This is a genomic window from Kitasatospora cinereorecta (genome assembly GCF_024172095.1).
Classification (GTDB): domain Bacteria; phylum Actinomycetota; class Actinomycetes; order Streptomycetales; family Streptomycetaceae; genus Kitasatospora; species Kitasatospora cinereorecta.
Window position 1 is genome coordinate 273,362 of record NZ_JAMZDX010000008.1, and the last position, 17,166, is coordinate 290,527.

The following is a 17,166-nucleotide window of genomic DNA, read 5'->3' on the forward strand; positions in this document are numbered from 1 at the left end:
CGACATGTCGTTGCTAGAAGTCTTGAGGCGAGACAGCCGCAGATGTCTGGAGAACCGTCGAGCTTGATTGAGTACTGCACTCGGCCGGGAAGCGCCGACTCGGCGGGCAGGGCGCGCACGGGGACGGGCTGCATCACCTCGATCGGCGGGCGCAGCACCACGGGTTGGCGTGTACGGGGCACGCCCCCAGCGTCCCGCACCGCCCACCGGCCCGGACCTGCGGCGCGCTCCCGCATTGCCGCAGGTCACCGGCCCGGCCCATCCCTTACGCGTCGGCGGGCTCCAGATGCTTCAGCGCGGTCCGGGCGTCCACGATGTCGCCGGTCTCCAGTGTCTTCCAGAACGGGTGCGCCCACACCGCGTGGGCGGCCTGCCGCTCCGCCTCGATCAGCCGGTCCGCCTGGTCGTGCATGTCGGGGTTCCAGCCGGGTTCGGCCGGGACGACGGTGCCGTCCGGCAGCGTCCGCTCCGGCCGCGGCTCGGTCCACTTCGGCAGGTCGGCCAGGTAGGCGTGGTGGGCGGCACGGGCCAGCTCCAGCCTGGCCTGCGCCGCCTTCAGGTCATCGGGGAACTCGAACATCTTCTTCTTCGCCACCGCGGAATCGTACGGGCGACCGACGACAGCAGGCCGGAGGCCCGCCGATGCGGATCAGGCCGACTGGGCGGCGACCACCGCGAGGGCAGCTGACCGGGCGACAGGGGCCGGCCGTGCTCGGGGGTCCACGGCCGGCCCGCCTGCCCACCAGCCTGCCGCCGACGCGGACCGGATGCTCGCCGACCGCGCCCGGGCGGGCGGCCGTGGCCAAGGGCAGCCGCGGTCCGGGCTGGGGTGCACGGCGCCGGCTCGCGGGCGGCTCAGGCAGGCGACCCAGCCAAAGGGACTTCGGGAGGCGGGCCCTCGTGAAACCCTGAAGCTGAGGTGGCATCAGTTCGGGAAGGAGGCTCCGGTGCAGTGGTGGCAAGCTGGCCTTTGGGGGGCCCTCGGGTCAGCGTTAGTGGAGATCTCGGACCTTCAAGCGAGTCTCAAGGGCCGCGGGAAGCTGCCGTGGAGAGGCCGAAACGCCGCTCCGCGCAGTATCTACATCCTGGCGACCCTCCTGCGTGTGCTTCTGGGAGTCGGGGTTGCTGTTGCGCTTAGTGAGTCTGGTCAGATTTCGGGCGGCTTCGGCGCGATCCTTGCCGGAGTGGCTGCACCCAAGATCCTCGAAACGCTCCAGACTCAGGCAGCTGTGCCTTCTGCTCTGACGCAAGGGGAGAGCAAGGCCCTTCCCCAACACTCGAAGCCGGAAGGGACTGTTGATGCAGGCTAGCTCCGCTCTTGCTCAGCTGTGGTCACTTATGACCCGGTCCCACCCGGTCTTCGCCGACGTTCGTCTTGTGCAGCCGACGACGCGGCGTGCGAGCTTCTGGTCGCTTGTGACCCGAACACATCCGATCTTCCGAGGTCGGGAGGATCACCACGCGCCGATCTTGACGTTCATCATCAGTACCCGGCGCAGGTACTTCCACCGACCGAGGATCGGGGTACTCCGGCCCTTGCATCCCCCAGAGGACGCGCGCAACGCCCGTCGCGGTGGCGCCCGACTGAGCGGCGTGGACCTGAGCGGCGTGGACCTGAGCGGCTCCGATCTGAGCAGCGCCGATCTGAGGGGCGCTGATCTCAGCGGCGCAAACCTGAGGGCCGCCGATCTGAGGGGCGCAGATCTGAGGGGCACTGGCCTGGAATTCGCCGACCTGACCGATGTCAGCCTGGAGGGCGCACGGTGGTCCCTGCAGACAGCTTGGCCGGATGGCGATTTCGACGCAGACATCCGGCGCAGGTCTACGGAGATCGCGCCGGGAGTATTCCAGGTTGGCGGAACCAGTGGTGGTAGCAGCGCCTTCGAATCGCCGTCTCCATCCCCTGCTGGTCCTGACAGCTGAGCACCACATCCCCCTGGGCGGACGTTGAACCGCGCCGACTGCCCAGCTGGTTCACCATCCGGGACCCGCCGACCGCTGTTGTCGTGGGCCGGTGGTCGGGTGAACGTTCCATCTGGAGTCGTTCAGACCACCCGGTGCCCGGGTCAGGACGCTCCGGCCACCAGGCCCGGTGCCCGGCCGGCGGCGTGGTCTGTCAGCTCGACCGGCGGCTCATCCACCTCCACCGCGGACACCGCGCCCTGCATGTCCGGCAGCCACACAGCCCCGGCTCCCGCGGCCGCCACACCCCGCGCCCGGACGAGCGCACCCACTCCTTCCGCCCCGAGGTGCCCCCACGCCCAGCCCGAGCCAGCCGGAGGAGCCGGTCACCTCCAGCACCAGCCCTGGTGCGCCGCACGGGGCGCGCTCGGAGTTCTACCGGGCGAGGACCTCGACCACGACCTGGTGGCCGACCTGCGCAGCGCTCCCGGCCTGCCGCCGCGCCCGACCGCGAAGCGCCAGCTCGTCTGGCGACAGCACCACCCCGGGCACCCCGGCGGTGCGGAGGACCGTGCGGTGTGGCAAAGACGCCGGCCCCACCCAGAGCTCACGCATGGTGCCGTTGGCCCCGTTCGGGGGTCAGCGGGTGACTGTGCGGCCGTCCTGGCTGCCGCCGTCGGTCGGGAACAGCTTCATCGCCGCGATCATGCACGGCATGTAGTCCTGGTAGTTGTTCGCTCCAGACTGAGTCACGTCGTTCCAGTTCCAGAGCCGTTCGTAGCCGCAGACGTCCGTGACCGCGAAGTAGAACCGCTCGTCGGTGTGGCCGATGTTGACGTGGTAGCCGAACTGGGTGCCGTTCGCGTAGACCTGGTACCACGCGCCGCCGGCACTGGTGGCGCTGTCGGAGCCCCAGTCGACGGCGGACGCGGTGCCGGTGTCGGCGATGCCGACGCTGACCGTCGCCGCGGTGGCGATGGCCATAGCGGCAAGAGTCTTCCTGAAGCGCATGGTGTTCTCCCTCGTGGGCTGAGCGAGTTGGCGGGACCGCATGGGGATGCCCCCGGCACCCGTAGCGGTGTCCTGCACTGGGAACACTCATACTTGTCGCAGCCGCTTACAGCCTGCTTACCGATCGCTTACAAGTGGTGGTGACCAGCAAAAAGCTGGCGGACCGTCAGGTTCGCGGTGCGCCGGCTACTCCGACCAGAGCTGTATGAGCCGAGCTGCGGGATGCCCTCCCGGCTGATCCCGCGACGCCACCCGAACGCGACGCCTCGCGCCTCGGAGGGATCCTCGAAGGCGGCAGGCGCCCTGCCGACGCAGGCCACCAGGAACACGCCCCCGCCGGAAGGCCGGCCACGGCGTAGGTGCTCGTACAGGTGGCCCGGCTCGAAGCACTCGCTGCTCATCCTCCCCACGCAACGCTCGCCTTCTGGCCCTGCAGCTGGGCGCCTTCGGCGCGCTGACCTGCACCGAACACTCCTGATCCTGGCCCGGGGCGGGCGGTGGCCCTACCGCCGGCGGTGGTCGTTCGGCGCCAGGCGCGGTCCGAACCGCGGGGCCCGCACGCCCAGCAGCCGGATCAGCCGGCACACCCGGTGGCGGTGGCCGGCGTACGGCGCAAGTAGCTCCAACATCTCCTCGTCACTGCTGCGCACCCGGCCGGCCAGGGCCCAGCCGACCGTGTTGGGGAGGTGGAGGTCGCCGACGGAGACGGCATCCGGGTCGCCGTTGGAGCGCTGCAGGGTTTCGGCCGCGGTCCACGGCCCGATGCCGGGCACCATGGTGAGCCGGGCGGCCGCCTCCGGCCCGGCCATGGCGCAGGCCTCCTCCAGCCGGGGCGCGAGCCGCACCGCCCGCAGGATCGTCTCCGTGCGCTTCGAGTCGACCCCGGCGCGGTGCCAGGTCCACGACTGTCGGCGTACACGCCGAAGTGCTCAGGCAGGTACACACGAACATGCTCACCGCGTCGGACACGATGACATCCCGGGCCCCCGTCGGACCGGGACCGCTGTCTTACGGCTCCAGCGGTTCGGTCGGCACGGGGAGGTCGAGAACACGGGCGAGGGCGGCTGTGACGGGACCGCAGTGGCCGGGCAGGTGCCTGGAGGCCCAGTCGGCTGCCAGTGCGAGAAAGTCGGTCAGGTCGCGTTCGGCGCCGGCGAGCAGGTGGCAGAGCTCGGTGGCCGACAGCTCGATCACTGGACTGTCGGTCTGCTCGTTGTTGACGGTGAGTCGGACGGTGTCGCCGAAGCGCTCCGCAAGCGGTGAGACGGGTTCGTGACCGAAGCCGAGCAGGCTGCCCTCGTCAACGAAGCGGTGCCACTCGCGCCAGTCTTCCAGGCCGTCGCAGCATCCGGGCACGAAGGTGACCCCTGTGGAGTTGTCGGTGACCCGCAGGCCGCCGGCTGCGAAGAGGGAGTCGAAGGTCAGCAGTCCGTGGAGGAACGAGCCGAGTGCGTCGGCCGGGCGCGGCGGCCGGTCGCCGTCGGGGTCGATGTCGTTGCAGCCCGCGATGCGCATCACCGCTGTCCCGACCTCAGCGGGTGAGAGCTCACCGCTGAGGGGAAGGAAGTCGAACGGCTCGATCTCGGCGACAGGCCACAGGTCGAAGCCATCAGGGGTGTAGATCTCCAGGACAGGCTGCATCGTGATCACTCGGCGAAGTGTTCCGGATCCTCGCCCATACCGCCTCCGGATTGCGCCGAGCGCCCTCGTCTTGGCCAAGGGAGCTGAGCACCTTTGTTTGTACCGTCCTGAGCAGATACGGGTGTACGCCGACAACGACGGCACGAGCGCCCACTCGCGGGCCGACGGCGCCACCATCAGGCTGAGTTCGGTACCTGGTCCGGGCGCCGGAGTGCCGTGCCGGCGCAGAAGATGCCGCCAGGCCCGGTGCGCTTCGGTGACCGTGACCTTCTGCTCCAGCACCGAGGCCACCAGCGAGTCCATCACCAGCCCGGTCGCACCCAGGCGCAGCCCGGGGTTGCGCCGCTGGACCTCGCGCAGCTTGCCGGGCGGCAGCGCCAAACTGTCGGGGTCGTCGTTGGCGCCGAGCATGGCCGGCAGCTGCTCCAGCAGCCAGTCGGCGCCCGGGCCCCAGGCGGTGGCGGCGACGGCGCCGTCCGCCGGCCGGGAGACGATCCGCAGCGTGCCGATCCCGCCCGGCGTCCGGGAAGCCCGCCATACGACTCCGGCGTCGACGCGGATGGTCGGATCGCCGGCCCCGCGGCGCAGCGGTGAGATGACCGCGGCGAGATCCAGCGGGTAGGGCGGGGTCCAGGTGCGCGATCGTGCTGCGTCCACTGGTGTCACCGCCTGCCCGCCTCGGATGGGTGCCGTCGAGGTCCGGCGGCATCCGGGCACCCTACGCGACCAGCCTGACCGGGTTGTGCGGCGTGGTCCAGGCCCGGGGCGGGACGCCGACACTCCCGACCAGGGCAAAGTGTTCGCACAAATATTCGAACAGGGTCTAGGCTGGTGAGACGGAGGGGATCCGGACTGGTCAGGGGGTCGTGGGAGCAAGGAGGCGATACGCGTGTTCACGCATCTGCACGTGGCCTCCGGCTACTCGGCCCGCTACGGGGCGAGCCTGCCCGACGCGCTCGCGGTCCGGGCCGCCGAGCTGAAGCTCGGCGCGCTCGCGCTGACCGACCGCGACACTGTCGCCGGCACGGTGCGCTTCGCCAACGCCTGCGCGGCCGCGGGGGTGCGGCCGCTGTTCGGCGCCGACCTCGCCGTCCCCCTCCTCGCCGCGGCCGATACCGCCGGCCGCCCGGGCGCCGGCGGTCCGGGCCGGACGGCACCGAGTGAGCGGCGGCCGCGGACCCCGGCCCGGGGCGGCGCCTTCGTCGACGAGTCCGCCCCGAGAATCGTGCTGCTCGCGCGGGACCGGACGGGCTGGGCGAACCTGTGCGCGCTGATCACCGCCGCCTGGGCGGAGCGGGCAGCGCGCGGCGGCGGCCAGCCGATCGTCCCCTGGGAGGCGATCCGCGAGCACGCGGAAGGCCTCACCGTGCTCCTCGGCCCCGCCAGCGAGCCGATGCGTGCGCTGGCCGCCGGCCGACCCGACACCGCCACCGAACTCCTCGCCCCGTGGCGCGAGGTGTTCGGACCGCACCTGCGCCTGGAGGCGGTCCATCACCGCAGGACCGGCACCGTGCCGGGATCGCTGCGGCTGGCCGCCCGCACGGTCGGGTTGGCCGCCGACCTGGATCTGCTCGCCGTGATCACCAACGCCGTCCGCTACCTCGACCCGGCCCAGGCCCGGATCGCGGACGTGCTGGACTCGGCGCGGCTGCTGATGCCGATCCAGCCGGGCCGGAACTGCAACGGCGAGCGAACGCTGAAGGACCACAGGGAGATGGCCGCGTTGGCGGACGAGGTGGCCCGCGCCGCCGGGCAGGACCACGGCGGGGCCGCGCACCTCCTCGCCACGACCGCCCGGACCGCGACCGACTGCCGCCTCGATCCGGCATCCGACCTCGGCATCGGCCAGGTCCACTTCCCCGAGGAGCACGTCGTCGGGGTCGCGCCCGGCACCTCCGCCCGGGTCCTACGAGAGCGCTGCGACGCCGGCATGGTCCGGCTCGGCTACGACCGCAGCCCCACCATGCGCACCCGACTGGAGGAGGAACTGCGCGTCATCAACACCCTCGGCTGGCCGACGTACTTCCTGACGGTCGCCCAGGTCGTCGATGACGTCAAGGAGATGGGCATCCGCGTCCAGGCCCGCGGATCCGGCGCTGGCTCCCTCGTGGTCCACCTGCTCGGCATCTCGTTCGCGAACCCGCTCGACCATGAGCTGATCATGGAACGGTTCCTCAACCTGCGCCGCAAGAGCCTGCCGGACATCGACATCGACGTCGAGAGTGCGCGCCGCCTGGATGTCTACCGGCGGATCATGGCCCGCTACGGCACCGAGCGGGTCTGCACGCTGTCCATGCCCGAGACCTACCGGGCCCGGCACGCGATCCGCGACACCGGTCTCGCGCTCGGCCTGCCGCCGGACGAGGTCGGCCGCCTCGCCAAGTCGTTCCCGCACATCACCGCCCGCTCCATCACCACCGCCCTCGCCGAGCTGCCGGAGCTCGCCGGCATCCGCGAGCAGACCCACCGCTACGACGACCTGTTCACCCTCGCCGAAGGCCTCGACGCCCTCCCGCGCGGCACAGCAATGCACCCCTGTGGCGTGATCCTCTCCAACGACACCCTGCTGCGCCGCACCCCGGTGGTGCCGACCCCGACCGAGGGCTTCCCGGCGATGCAGTTCGACAAGGAGGACGTCGAGATCGACGGTCTCGGCCTGCTCAAGCTCGACGTCCTCGGCGTTCGGATGCAGTCCTCCATGGCCTACGCCGTCCGCGAGATCGACCGCACCACCGGCCAGAAGATCGACCTGGACGACCGCGCCCAAGTGCCGCTCGACGACAAGAAAGCGTTCGAACTGCTGCGCAGCGGCCAGAACCTCGGCGTCTTCCAGCTGGAGTCGCCCGGCCAGCTCGACCTCGCTGGCCGACTCCAGCCGGAGACGTTCGAGGACCTGGTGGCCGAGATCAGCCTGTTCCGGCCCGGCCCGGTCCAGGCCGACATGATCCGCCCCTTCCTCCTCGGCCGGCACGGCCAGCGCCCCGTCCGCTACCCCCACCCCGACCTGGAACCCGCGCTTCGCTCGACCTACGGCGTGGTCATTTTTAATGAGCAGCTGATCAAGGTGTTCGCGACGATGACCCGCTCGGACCTGGCGATGGGGGAGGAGGCCCGCCGCGCCCTCGCCAAGCCGGAACGGCTGCCGAAACTGGAGGCCTGGTACCGGCAGCGCGCCACCAAGGCCGGCTACACCCAGGCCGTGGTGGACGAGGTCTGGCGGATGATCGAGAACATGGGCGCCTACGGCTTCGCCAAGAGCCACGCCGTCGCGTTCGCCCTGCCGACCCTGCAGTCAGCCTGGCTGAAGGCCCACTACCCGGCCGCGTTCTACTGCGGGCTGCTGGAGCACGACCCGGGCATGTACCCCAAGCGGCTGGTCCTCGCCGACGCCCGCCGCCGCGGCGTGCCGATCCTGCCCGTCGACGTCCAGCACTCCACCGGCACCTACCGCACCGAACAGACCGAGGGCGGGCGCCTCGGCCTGCGCATCTCCCTCGCCGACGTCCACGGCATCACCGCCGACATCGCCGAACGGATCGCCGCCGAGCAGCCCTACACCGACATCCCGGACTTCTGGGCCCGCGCCCGCCCCACCCAGCCGATCGCCGAACGTCTCGCCCGCATCGGCGCCCTGGACGCCATCGTCCACGGCGCCCACCGCCGGGAACTGCTCCTGCAGCTCGACGAGCTCCACCACCAGCACCGCGCCGCCCGGATCCCCGATCAGCTCGTCCTCGCGCCCCCCGCCGCCCCGGCCCCCGGCCGGACGGGCCTGCCGGCCATGTCACCGGAGCAGGAGATGCAGGCCGAACTGGAGGTGATCGGCATGGACGCGAGCAGGCACCTGATGGAGCCCTTCCACCCGCTGCTCGCGGAGCTCGGCGTCACCCCCGCACACCAGCTGAAGGACCTCCGGACCGGCGAGACCGTCCTGGTCGCCGGGGCCAAGATCGCGATTCAGACCCCGCCGATGCGCTCCGGCCGGCGCACGATCTTCGTGTCCCTCGACGACGGCAGCCAGGGCGACCGGGGCCAGGTGGACCTGACCTTCTTCGACGACACCCACGCCCAGGCCGCCGCCACCCTGTTCCACCACTTCCTCATCCTCGCCCGCGGCACCGTCTCCCGCCGCGGCCAGTCCGTCACCGTCATCGGCACCCTGGCCTGGAACCTCAAGGAGATCGCCGACACCCACCAAACCGGCGGCACCGCCGCCGTCCGGGCCCTGCTCACCCGGCCCACCGGCGACGCCGAGCAGCACGACCCCCCTCACGGCCCCGCCGCGGCGCACAGCGCCGACGGCCACCGTGACGCGGGGGCCGGACGACTCTGGCACGCGAGCCAAGGTTCGGCGGGGTGAGGGCGATGGCCTCGACCCGCCCGGTCCGGGCACCCCGGCATGATCCCCGCCGACCTCGTTCACCCCTCCCGGCCGGCCGGCAGCCACCCACCGGACCGTTCAGCGCCCAGCACCCACGAGCAGCCAGGACCAGCACCCACCCGCGGAGCGCACCATGACCACCACCCCCACCGCGGCCACCGTCCTGCACCTACGCCTCCACCGCGCCGACTTCGAGACCTACCGCGACCACTTCGCCGTCCTCGCCGACACAACCCCCGTCGTCCAGGCCCTGCCACCCGACCGCGCGCTGCTCCAGCTCTCTGGCGCGGTCAGCTACTTCAGGCTGCCACCGGCCGCCCTTGCGGACCGACTGCAGACACGGCTCGCCGCTCGCTACGGCCTGGTCACCACAGGCGGCATCGGCCCGAACCGGCTGCTGGCCACCATCGCCGCGGACACCGCCGCCCCCGGCACCGTCCACACCCTGCCCGACGACCACCGCCTGCAGCAGGCCTTCCTCCACCGCCAAGACGTGCGCCTGCTGCCCGGCATCGGCCCCGCCCTGGAGAAGAAGCTCACCCGCTACGGCATCGGCACCATCGGCGAACTCGCCGCCCTGCCCCCGGCCACCGTCCAGCGCATCGCCGGAGCGGCCACCGGACGCCTGCTCCTGGAACGCACCCACGGCACAGACCGACGCACCGTCACCCCCTCCGGACCGCCCGCGACCATCGCCTCCACCGCCCGCTTCGACCGCGACGTCCTCGACCCCGACCAGATCCGCCAAACCCTGCTCCACCTGGTCACCGACCTCGGCGCCCGACTCCGGGCCGCCGACCAGACCTGCCGCGCCCTGGAACTGCAGGTCACCTTCGCCGACCGCTCCAACATCACCCGCTCCCGGACCCTGCCCGAAGCCACCAGCCACACCCCCGCGCTGCGCGACGCCCTCTACAGCCTGCACACCCGGCTCGGCCTCCAGCGGGCCCGGATCCGTACGATCACCGCCCGCGCCGGAGACCTGGGCGAGCAGCAGAGCGCCGCCGTCCAGCTGACCTTCGACCGGCCGACCGAGAGCGCCCGCACGCTGGAGCCCGTCATCGACCGCGCCAACGCTCGCTTCGGCACCGGCACCCTCGCCCCCGCCGTACTGTCAGCAGGACCTCGTCGGCCCGTGATCGGCGCAGGTCGCAGCCGATACGGCAGCCACGGAATGTTCGTGGACCACAGGCCGGGGCGGGCGTAGAGTGCCACACCACCAAGATCCACGGAGAGAGGAGCACACCATGGCGGAGGACACCGCCCGGCCCCTTCGCGGCCTCCCTGGCCGCCCTCCGGGCATCCGCACCGACGAAGCCGGCCTGACGGAGCGCCAGCGCCAGGTCATCGAGGTCATCCAAGACTCCGTCGAACGCCGCGGCTACCCGCCGTCGATGCGCGAGATCGGCCAGGCCGTCGGGCTGTCCTCCACGTCCTCGGTGGCGCACCAGCTCAGGGCGTTGGAGACCAAGGGCTACATCACGGCCGACCCGCACAGGCCCCGCGCGTACCGGGTGTCCAACTACCGCCTGCCCGGCGGGCCCGCCGCGGCACCCGCCTCCGGCGCGGCCCGGCCGTCCACTTCGTACGTGCCGCTGGTCGGCCGGATCGCCGCGGGCGGGCCGATTCTGGCGGAGCAGTCCGTCGAGGGCGTCCTCACCCTGCCCCGTCAGCTGGTCGGTGAGGGCGAGCTGTTCGCCCTCACCGTCAGGGGCGACTCCATGATCGGCGCGGCGATCTGCGACGGGGACTGGCTGACGGTCCGCCGGCAGCCCGTCGCGGAGAACGGCGACATCGTCGCGGCGATGATCGACGGCGAGGCCACCGTGAAGCGCCTCAAGCGCGAGGACAACCAGGTCTGGCTCATGCCGGACAACCCGGCGTACGAGCCGATCCCGGGCGAGACCGCGACCATCCTCGGCAAGGTCGTCGCCGTCCTGCGGCGGCTCTAGGCACGACCCCGCCTCGCCGGCCTCGCCTCGACCATCCGGCGAGGTGGCGCAGTGTCAGGCGGTGGTTGCACCTGGTCTGGGGGTGAGGCTGGCTCGTCGAGCTGGTAACAGGCGCGTATTCGAAGCGTGTCGTATTCCCCGGTAGGCATGTCCCTGGAGCGTGCCGGTACGTCGAAGGCCCGCCCCAGGCGTGGGGCGGGCCTCTCGCCGACAGTTGCAGCCGGAGTGCGGGTGGAGGGATTTGAACCCTCAGCCTTCCGCTTGTAATCAGAGACGGTTGCTCTGGACCGGTTGAGCTACACCCGCAGAGCCCGAACTTGGACCGGCGGTTCGCCGGCACCAGAACGACGGGCACTCGGCCTGGTCGGCCGTGCGGCTTGATTCTGCTGCACGGACGACTAGGACGCACCAGGGTTTCGAGCCCGCCCTACTCACATTGATGAGGATCTGCGAAAACGAGTCTGGCCGCGATTCCGTGAACGATCTTCTGCTGGCCGTCGAGTGCCGGACTGGTTGCCCTGCCGTGGACGACCTCGATCCACGTCGCCGCACGGCCCGTCGTGATCGTTCCTGGAGTCGCGGCCGGAACCGCTTCCGAGGGTCCTCATCACGGTGCGGGGACAGCCGCGTCGGTGTGCTCGCGGGCGCGGGCGGCGGCTGTTCTACCCCGTGCCGGGGTGGAAGCGGAAGTGGAACAGGCCGCTGTGGCTGCCGACGACGAGAGCGGTGTCGGAGGGTGTCCAGCAGCAGGCGGTCAGGTCGGTGTCGGTCTGCATCATGGCGGCGGGTTCCCACGTGGTGGTGTCCCAGATCCGCACCGACCCGTCGGAGCTGCCGGTGGCGAGCCAGGTGCCGTCGGGGGAGATCGCCACCGCGTTCACCCGGTCGGTGTGGCCGGTGAGGGTCGAGGTGCCGGTGGCCGGGCCCCAGATCCGCACCGACCCGTCGGAGCTGCCGGTGGCGAGCCAGGTGCCGTCGGGGGAGATCGCCACCGCGTTCACCCAGTCGGTGTGGCCGGTGAGGGGTTTGCCGACCTGGGTGCCGGTGGCGGTGCCCCAGATCCGCACCGTCCGGTCGTCGCCGCCGGTGGCGAGCAAGGTGCCGTCGGGGGAGATCGCCACCGCGTTCACCGTTTCGGTGTGGCCGGTGAGGGTCGTGGTCGGGGTGCCGGTGGCCGGGTCCCAGATCCGCACCGACCCGTCGAAGCTGGCGCCGGTGGCGAGCCAGGTGCCGTTGGGGGAGATCGCCACCGCGTTCACCGATCCGATGTGGCCGGTGTGGTCGGTGTGGGTGCCGGTGGCCGGGTCCCAGATCCGCACCGACCTGTCGTCGCCGCCGGTGGCGAGCCAAGTGCCGTCGGGGGAGATCGCCACCGCCCTCACCGTTTCGGTGTGGCCGGTGAGGGTCGTGGTCGGGGTGCCGGTGGCGGTGTCCCAGATCCGCACCGACCCGTCGTCGCCGCCGGTGGCGAGCCAGGCGCCGTCGGGGGAGATCGCCACCGCCCTCACCGTTTCGGTGTGGCCGGTGAGGGTCGTGGTCGGGGTGCCGGTGGCGGTGTCCCAGATCCGCACCGACCCGTCGTCGCCGCCGGTGGCGAGCCAGGCGCCGTCGGGGGAGAACGCCACCACCTCCACTGATCCGGTGTGGCCGGTGAGGACCGCGGTCGGGGTGCTGGTGGCGGTGTCCCAGATCCGCACCGACCCGTCGGAGCTGCCGGTGGCGAGCCAGGCGCCGTCGGGGGAGACCGCCACCGCGTACACCCATCCGGTGTGACCGGTGAGGACCGCGGTGGGGGTGCCGGTGGCCGGGTCCCAGATCCGCACCGACCCCTTGTTGTCGCCGGTGGCGAGCCGGGTGCCGTCGGGGGAGAACGCCACCGCGGGCACCCGGCCGGTGTGGCCGGTGAGGGTCGTGGTCGGGGTGCCGGTGGCGGTGTCCCAGATCCGCACCGACCCGTCGTCGCCGCCGGTGGCGAGCCAGGCGCCGTCGGGGGAGAACGCCACCACCTCCACTGATCCGGTGTGGCCGGTGAGGACCGCGGTCGGGGTGCTGGTGGCGGTGTCCCAGATCCGCACCGACCCGTCGGAGCTGCCGGTGGCGAGCCAGGCGCCGTCGGGGGAGACCGCCACCGCGTACACCCATCCGGTGTGACCGGTGAGGACCGCGGTGGGGGTGCCGGTGGCCGGGTCCCAGATCCGCACCGACCCCTTGTTGTCGCCGGTGGCGAGCCGGGTGCCGTCGGGGGAGAACGCCACCGCGGGCACCCGGCCGGTGTGGCCGGTGAGAGTCGTGGTCGGGGTGCCGGTGGCGGTGTCCCAGATCCGCACCGACCCGTCGTCGCCGCCGGTGGCGAGCCAGGCACCGTCGGGGGAGATCGCCACCGCGGCCACCCGGCCGGTGTGGGTCGTGGTCGGGGTGCCGGTGGCGGTGTCCCAGATTCGCACTGACCCGTCGTTGCTGCCGGTGGCGAGCCAGGCGCCGTCGGGGGAGAACGCCACCACCTCCACTGATCCGGTGTGGCTGGTGAGGACCGCGGTGGGGGTGCCGGTGGCGGTGTCCCAGATCCGTAGCGTCCCGTCGGTGCCGGTGGTGGCGAGCCGGGTGCCGTCGGGGGAGACCGCCACCGCGTACACCCATCCGGTGTGACCGGTGAGGACCGCGGTGGGGGTGCCGGTGGCGGTGTCCCAGATTCGCACTGACCCGTCGTTGCTGCCGGTGGCGAGCCAGGTCCCGTCGGGGGAGACCGCCACCGCGGCCACCCGGCCGGTGTGGCCGGTCAGTGTACGGCGGAGGGCCGGTGGCGGTTGGTCGGGCAGCGGCAGGTGGTTGACGAGTCGGGACCGGGTGCGCCGTGCGGCGTGCGCGACCGCCTGGTTGTGCCAGCGGGGGAGGTCCGTGAGGCGGCTGATGAGGACGTCGGTGAGGGAATGTGCCGGTTGGGTGGGTTGGAGGAGGTGGGCGGTGCGGGCGAGGTCGGCGGCGCGTTCGATCGCGTCGGGAGTGCCGATGAGAGTGAGGTCGGCGATGGGGGCATTGGGGCCGCGCTGGTGCAGGCGGCGCTCGATCCAGCGCAGGTCGCCCGCGAGGGCCTCGGCCTCGCCGGCCAGGTCGGCGGCGAGGAGGTGCGCGACGGCGTGGTCGAGCACGTACTCCTCCGGCGCCTCCCACCAGGCGTGCTGCGGGGCGGGTTCGCCGGGCACCAGGGGACCGGCGGCAGGCAGGCCGCGGGCGGCAGCGCTGGTCAGGGCGTGGTGGGTGCGGGTGAGGCGTTCGGGGCCGAGGGTGCGGCGGAGGTAGTCGCGCAGGACGTCGTGGAGGCTGTACCGGCCGCCGCTGCCGGGCTCCGCGGTCAGCAGGGACAGGTCGACGAGTTCGGTCAGCAGGTCCAGCGCCTGACCTGCTGTCAGGCCGGCGGTGGTGTGCCACAGGCCGTTGACGAGGGTGCGGGGGAAGGCGGTGTCCTCCGCGAACACCCCGAGCTCCAGGAAGCGTTCGCGGCCCGCCTCACCGAGCCACTCCAGCGCGGCCTCGATCGTCGCGGCCACCGCCTTCTCCCGTTGCGTACTGTCCGCGGGGTCGGCGGGTCGCTTGCTGTCGCCCGTGGTCGGGCCTGCCTCCCGCAGCCGCTCCAGCACAAAGCGGGCGGCGTCCTCGGGCGGGAGCCCGGCGCGCAGGTACCCGACCATGAGCCGGTTGACCAGGCGCAGCAGCAGCGGCCATCCTCCGGCCGCCGCCAGGAGCTCGCCCGTCAGGGCGTCGGGCAGCCGGTGGTGGGGCAGGTCGGCGAGGAGGACCTGCCGGGCTTCCGGGCCGGTCATGCGGTCGACGCGTATGAGGCGGGCGTCGGTGTCGTCCAGGGTGCTGGGGCGGCGGGTGGTGACCAGCCGCACGCAGTTCGGCGCGCCGTGCAGGAAGGGCCGCAGCTGCTCGCTCTCCCACACGTCGTCGATCATCAGCAGCACCTGCGGGAGCTGCTCCAGAATGCGGCCGAGGTGGGTGCCCGCTGCCTCCGGGGTGTGGAAGGAGAGCCCCCGCTCGCCGAGTTCCTCGATCACCTTGATCACCTTCCCGGTGATCTGCTCGGGGGTGCGGGTGTCACGGCCGACGGTGACGGTGTAGACCCGGCGGTGGAAGTGCTCGCGCACGCGCGGGTCGGCGCACACCTGGCGGGCCAGGCGCGTCTTGCCGAAGCCGCCCGCGCCGTGCAGGGACGTGGTCAGGGCGACCGCGGAACCGGCAGCGGCCAGGACCGCGGCGACGGCCTCGCCGAGCTCGGTGCGCTCCACCAGCCATGGCTCCACCACCGGTGCGGGCGGCGGCGGCACATCGCCCGGCGCGGGCACCGGCGCCCCCCGATGGACGACGGTGGTGTTGTAGTTCACTGTGTCGATCCGGAGCGCGGCAAACGCACCGGCACCGGAGGCGGTGACAGAGGCGTCCCGGCCGATCACGACACCCGGGTCGGCCGTGGGACCGGCGGGGTACGCGGTCCGCTCCGCGGGCGTGCGCTCCTCGCCGGAGCCGACCCGATGCACCGCCTGTCCCGGAACGGGTCCGGCCTTGCGCCCCGCCCATTCGCCCACGCGACCTCCTCGAAAGTACCGCACGACGCTGCCGACAGTACCGACAACCAGGCCCGCCAGCACAGTAGTTGAGGCATCGTCAAGACATCCGTCCGGCGGTCGTGCCCCATGAAGTGGTGTAGTGGTCGTGCGCCAACAGTCATGAAGTGAGCGGGAGTTCGTCGCGGCCGGGGTTGGCGGGGTAGATCTTCTCCATGCTGGCCTCGGGCAGGTAGCGGCGAGGGAACGCGATCCATTCGTCGTGCATCTCGAACAGCACGGCGGTGACCAGCCGCAGGAGCGCGTCGTCGTTCGGGAAGACCTGGACGACGTCGGTGCGACGCTTGATCTCGCGGTTGATCCGCTCCAGCGGATTGGTGGACTGGATCTTCTTCCAATGTCGCTCGGGGAAGGCCGCGAAGGCGGTCAGGTCGTCCTTGGCCTCCAGCAGCATCTGGCTGACCTTGGGGAACTGCTTGCCGAGCATCTCGGCGACGGTGTCCAGCTGGGCCCGGACCGCGGCTTCGGCGGGTTGGGCGAAGATCGTCCGGATGGTCGCGGCGACCATCTCGCCGGCCTCCTTCGGGATCACCGTGAAGACGTTCCGCAGGAAGTGGACGCGACAGCGCTGGTAGGCCGCGCCGAGCATGACCTTGCGGATCGCCTTGACCAGACCGCTGTGGTGGTCGCCGATGACCAGGCGGACCCCGGTCAGGCCACGCTCGCGCAGGGAGCGCAGGAACTCGGCCCAGAACACCTCGGTCTCGCTGTCGCCGACCATCAGCCCGAGCACCTCGCGGCCGCCGTCCTCGGTGATCCCGGTCGCGACGACCACGGCCCGGGAGACGATCTGGTGGTTCACCCGCGCCTTGCAGTAGGTCGCGTCGAGGTAGACGTAAGGGAAGCGGGTGTGGCCCAGCGGCCGGTCGCGGAAGGCGGTGAGCTGTTCGTCCAGGTCCGCGCAGATCCGGGAGACCTCACTCTTGGAGATCCCGGTGTCCGCGCCCAGGGCCTTGACAAGGTCGTCGACCGAGCGGGTCGACACGCCCAGGACGTAGGCCTCCATGATGACCGCGTAGAGGGCCTGGTCGATCCGGCGTCGGCGCTCGAGCAGACTGGGGAAGAAGCTGCCGGTGCGGACCTTGGGGATGGCCAGCTCCAGGTCGCCGGCCTGCGTGGTCAGGGTCTTGTCGCGGTGGCCGTTGCGCCACGTGGTGCGGGCCTCGGTGTGCTCGCCGGGTTCAGCGCCGATCCGGGCGGTCGCCTCGGCCTCGATCAGTTCCTGAAGCATCCGCTGGGCGACAGCCCTGATCAACTCGATTCCATCCGCCGTACGCAGTGACTCCATGAGGCGGAGTAGGTCAGACTGGGACAAGGCCATCGCGCACCTCTCACTCAACGAGCCTTCCTACTCGGAGAGTTGCGCGATGGCTCCTTCATGACCAGGGGTTACACCAAGATCCCTGCTACACCACTCGGCGGGACGCCATCCGTCCGGCTCCGGATCCTGCCGGTCGGACGTCCTGCCGTGACAGCCCCTCCACCGGCCGCTTCTCCCCCGGCCACGGGGGCCGGGCCGGTGGAGTCCCCGCACGGCGTGCACCGGCGCCGCCGAGGGGCTCGCGGACGACCGGCCCGGCTGCGATTCCGTGCACGGTCACGATGTGCTGAGCGCGGATGCGGTCGACGCGCTCCACGACAAGGCCACCCGCCGGGT

The 17,166-nt window shown here is 71.8% G+C and carries 9 protein-coding genes, 1 tRNA gene and 1 pseudogene; 4 read left to right on the forward strand and 7 right to left on the reverse strand.

The window, feature by feature from the left end; genetic code table 11:
- Positions 1 to 265: 265 nt before the first annotated feature.
- Positions 266 to 595 (reverse strand): DUF8825 domain-containing protein, encoded by a 330-nt coding sequence (locus FHR36_RS36530; protein WP_253804486.1) that lies wholly within the window; start codon positions 593 to 595, stop codon positions 266 to 268.
- A 743-nt stretch (positions 596 to 1,338) separates the two neighbouring features.
- Here FHR36_RS36530 and FHR36_RS36535 point away from each other — a divergent pair.
- On the forward strand, positions 1,339 to 1,923 hold the full coding sequence (locus tag FHR36_RS36535) for a pentapeptide repeat-containing protein (protein ID WP_253804487.1): 585 nt from the start codon (positions 1,339 to 1,341) through the stop codon (positions 1,921 to 1,923).
- Positions 1,924 to 2,541: 618 nt separating this feature from the next.
- On the opposite strand, the gene FHR36_RS36540 is transcribed toward FHR36_RS36535, so the two are convergent.
- The 3 genes and pseudogenes from FHR36_RS36540 to FHR36_RS40430 all read right to left on the reverse strand — a co-directional run bounded on the left by FHR36_RS36540 (position 2,542) and on the right by FHR36_RS40430 (position 5,211).
- Positions 2,542 to 2,886, reverse strand: a complete 345-nt coding sequence (locus FHR36_RS36540; protein ID WP_253804488.1) for a hypothetical protein — start codon at positions 2,884 to 2,886, stop codon at positions 2,542 to 2,544.
- Between the two features lie 530 nt (positions 2,887 to 3,416).
- Positions 3,417 to 3,818: pseudogene (locus FHR36_RS36545) on the reverse strand (DNA-3-methyladenine glycosylase family protein); the annotation flags it as partial.
- A 103-nt stretch (positions 3,819 to 3,921) separates the two neighbouring features.
- Entirely contained in the window at positions 3,922 to 5,211 is a 1,290-nt protein-coding gene (locus FHR36_RS40430; protein ID WP_407660890.1) for a DNA glycosylase family protein, read from the reverse strand.
- A gap of 226 nt (positions 5,212 to 5,437) precedes the next feature.
- Here FHR36_RS40430 and FHR36_RS36560 point away from each other — a divergent pair, with 226 nt between their 5' ends.
- From FHR36_RS36560 to lexA, 3 genes are all read left to right on the forward strand, one after another.
- Positions 5,438 to 8,914: a DNA polymerase III subunit alpha gene (locus FHR36_RS36560; RefSeq protein ID WP_253804613.1), complete on the forward strand. Its 3,477-nt coding sequence runs from the start codon at positions 5,438 to 5,440 to the stop codon at positions 8,912 to 8,914.
- Between the two features lie 154 nt (positions 8,915 to 9,068).
- Complete coding sequence (locus FHR36_RS36565; protein ID WP_253804489.1) at positions 9,069 to 10,142, forward strand: DNA polymerase Y family protein; 1,074 nt, start codon at positions 9,069 to 9,071, stop codon at positions 10,140 to 10,142.
- A gap of 40 nt (positions 10,143 to 10,182) precedes the next feature.
- Entirely contained in the window at positions 10,183 to 10,887 is a 705-nt protein-coding gene (gene lexA / locus FHR36_RS36570; RefSeq protein WP_253804490.1) for a transcriptional repressor LexA, read from the forward strand.
- Positions 10,888 to 11,113: 226 nt separating this feature from the next.
- Here lexA and FHR36_RS36575 read toward each other — a convergent pair.
- The 3 genes from FHR36_RS36575 to FHR36_RS36585 form a co-directional block, all read right to left on the reverse strand.
- Positions 11,114 to 11,193: transfer RNA gene (locus FHR36_RS36575), tRNA-OTHER, on the reverse strand.
- Positions 11,194 to 11,549: 356 nt separating this feature from the next.
- Positions 11,550 to 15,470, reverse strand: coding sequence for an NB-ARC domain-containing protein (locus FHR36_RS36580; protein WP_253804491.1), 3,921 nt, complete (start codon positions 15,468 to 15,470; stop codon positions 11,550 to 11,552).
- Between the two features lie 139 nt (positions 15,471 to 15,609).
- Positions 15,610 to 16,830, reverse strand: a complete 1,221-nt coding sequence (locus tag FHR36_RS36585) for an IS256 family transposase (RefSeq protein ID WP_253804288.1) — start codon at positions 16,828 to 16,830, stop codon at positions 15,610 to 15,612.
- Positions 16,831 to 17,166 lie beyond the last annotated feature (336 nt).

Coding starts and splice junctions, on each gene's coding strand:
- FHR36_RS36540 (WP_253804488.1), bottom strand. CDS start 2,886: ATGGCCATCGCCACCGCGGCGACGGTCAGCGTCGGCATCGCCGACACC.
- FHR36_RS36585 (WP_253804288.1), bottom strand. CDS start 16,830: ATGGCCTTGTCCCAGTCTGACCTACTCCGCCTCATGGAGTCACTGCGT.
- FHR36_RS36535 (WP_253804487.1), top strand. CDS start 1,339: ATGACCCGGTCCCACCCGGTCTTCGCCGACGTTCGTCTTGTGCAGCCG.
- lexA (WP_253804490.1), top strand. CDS start 10,183: ATGGCGGAGGACACCGCCCGGCCCCTTCGCGGCCTCCCTGGCCGCCCT.
- FHR36_RS36565 (WP_253804489.1), top strand. CDS start 9,069: ATGACCACCACCCCCACCGCGGCCACCGTCCTGCACCTACGCCTCCAC.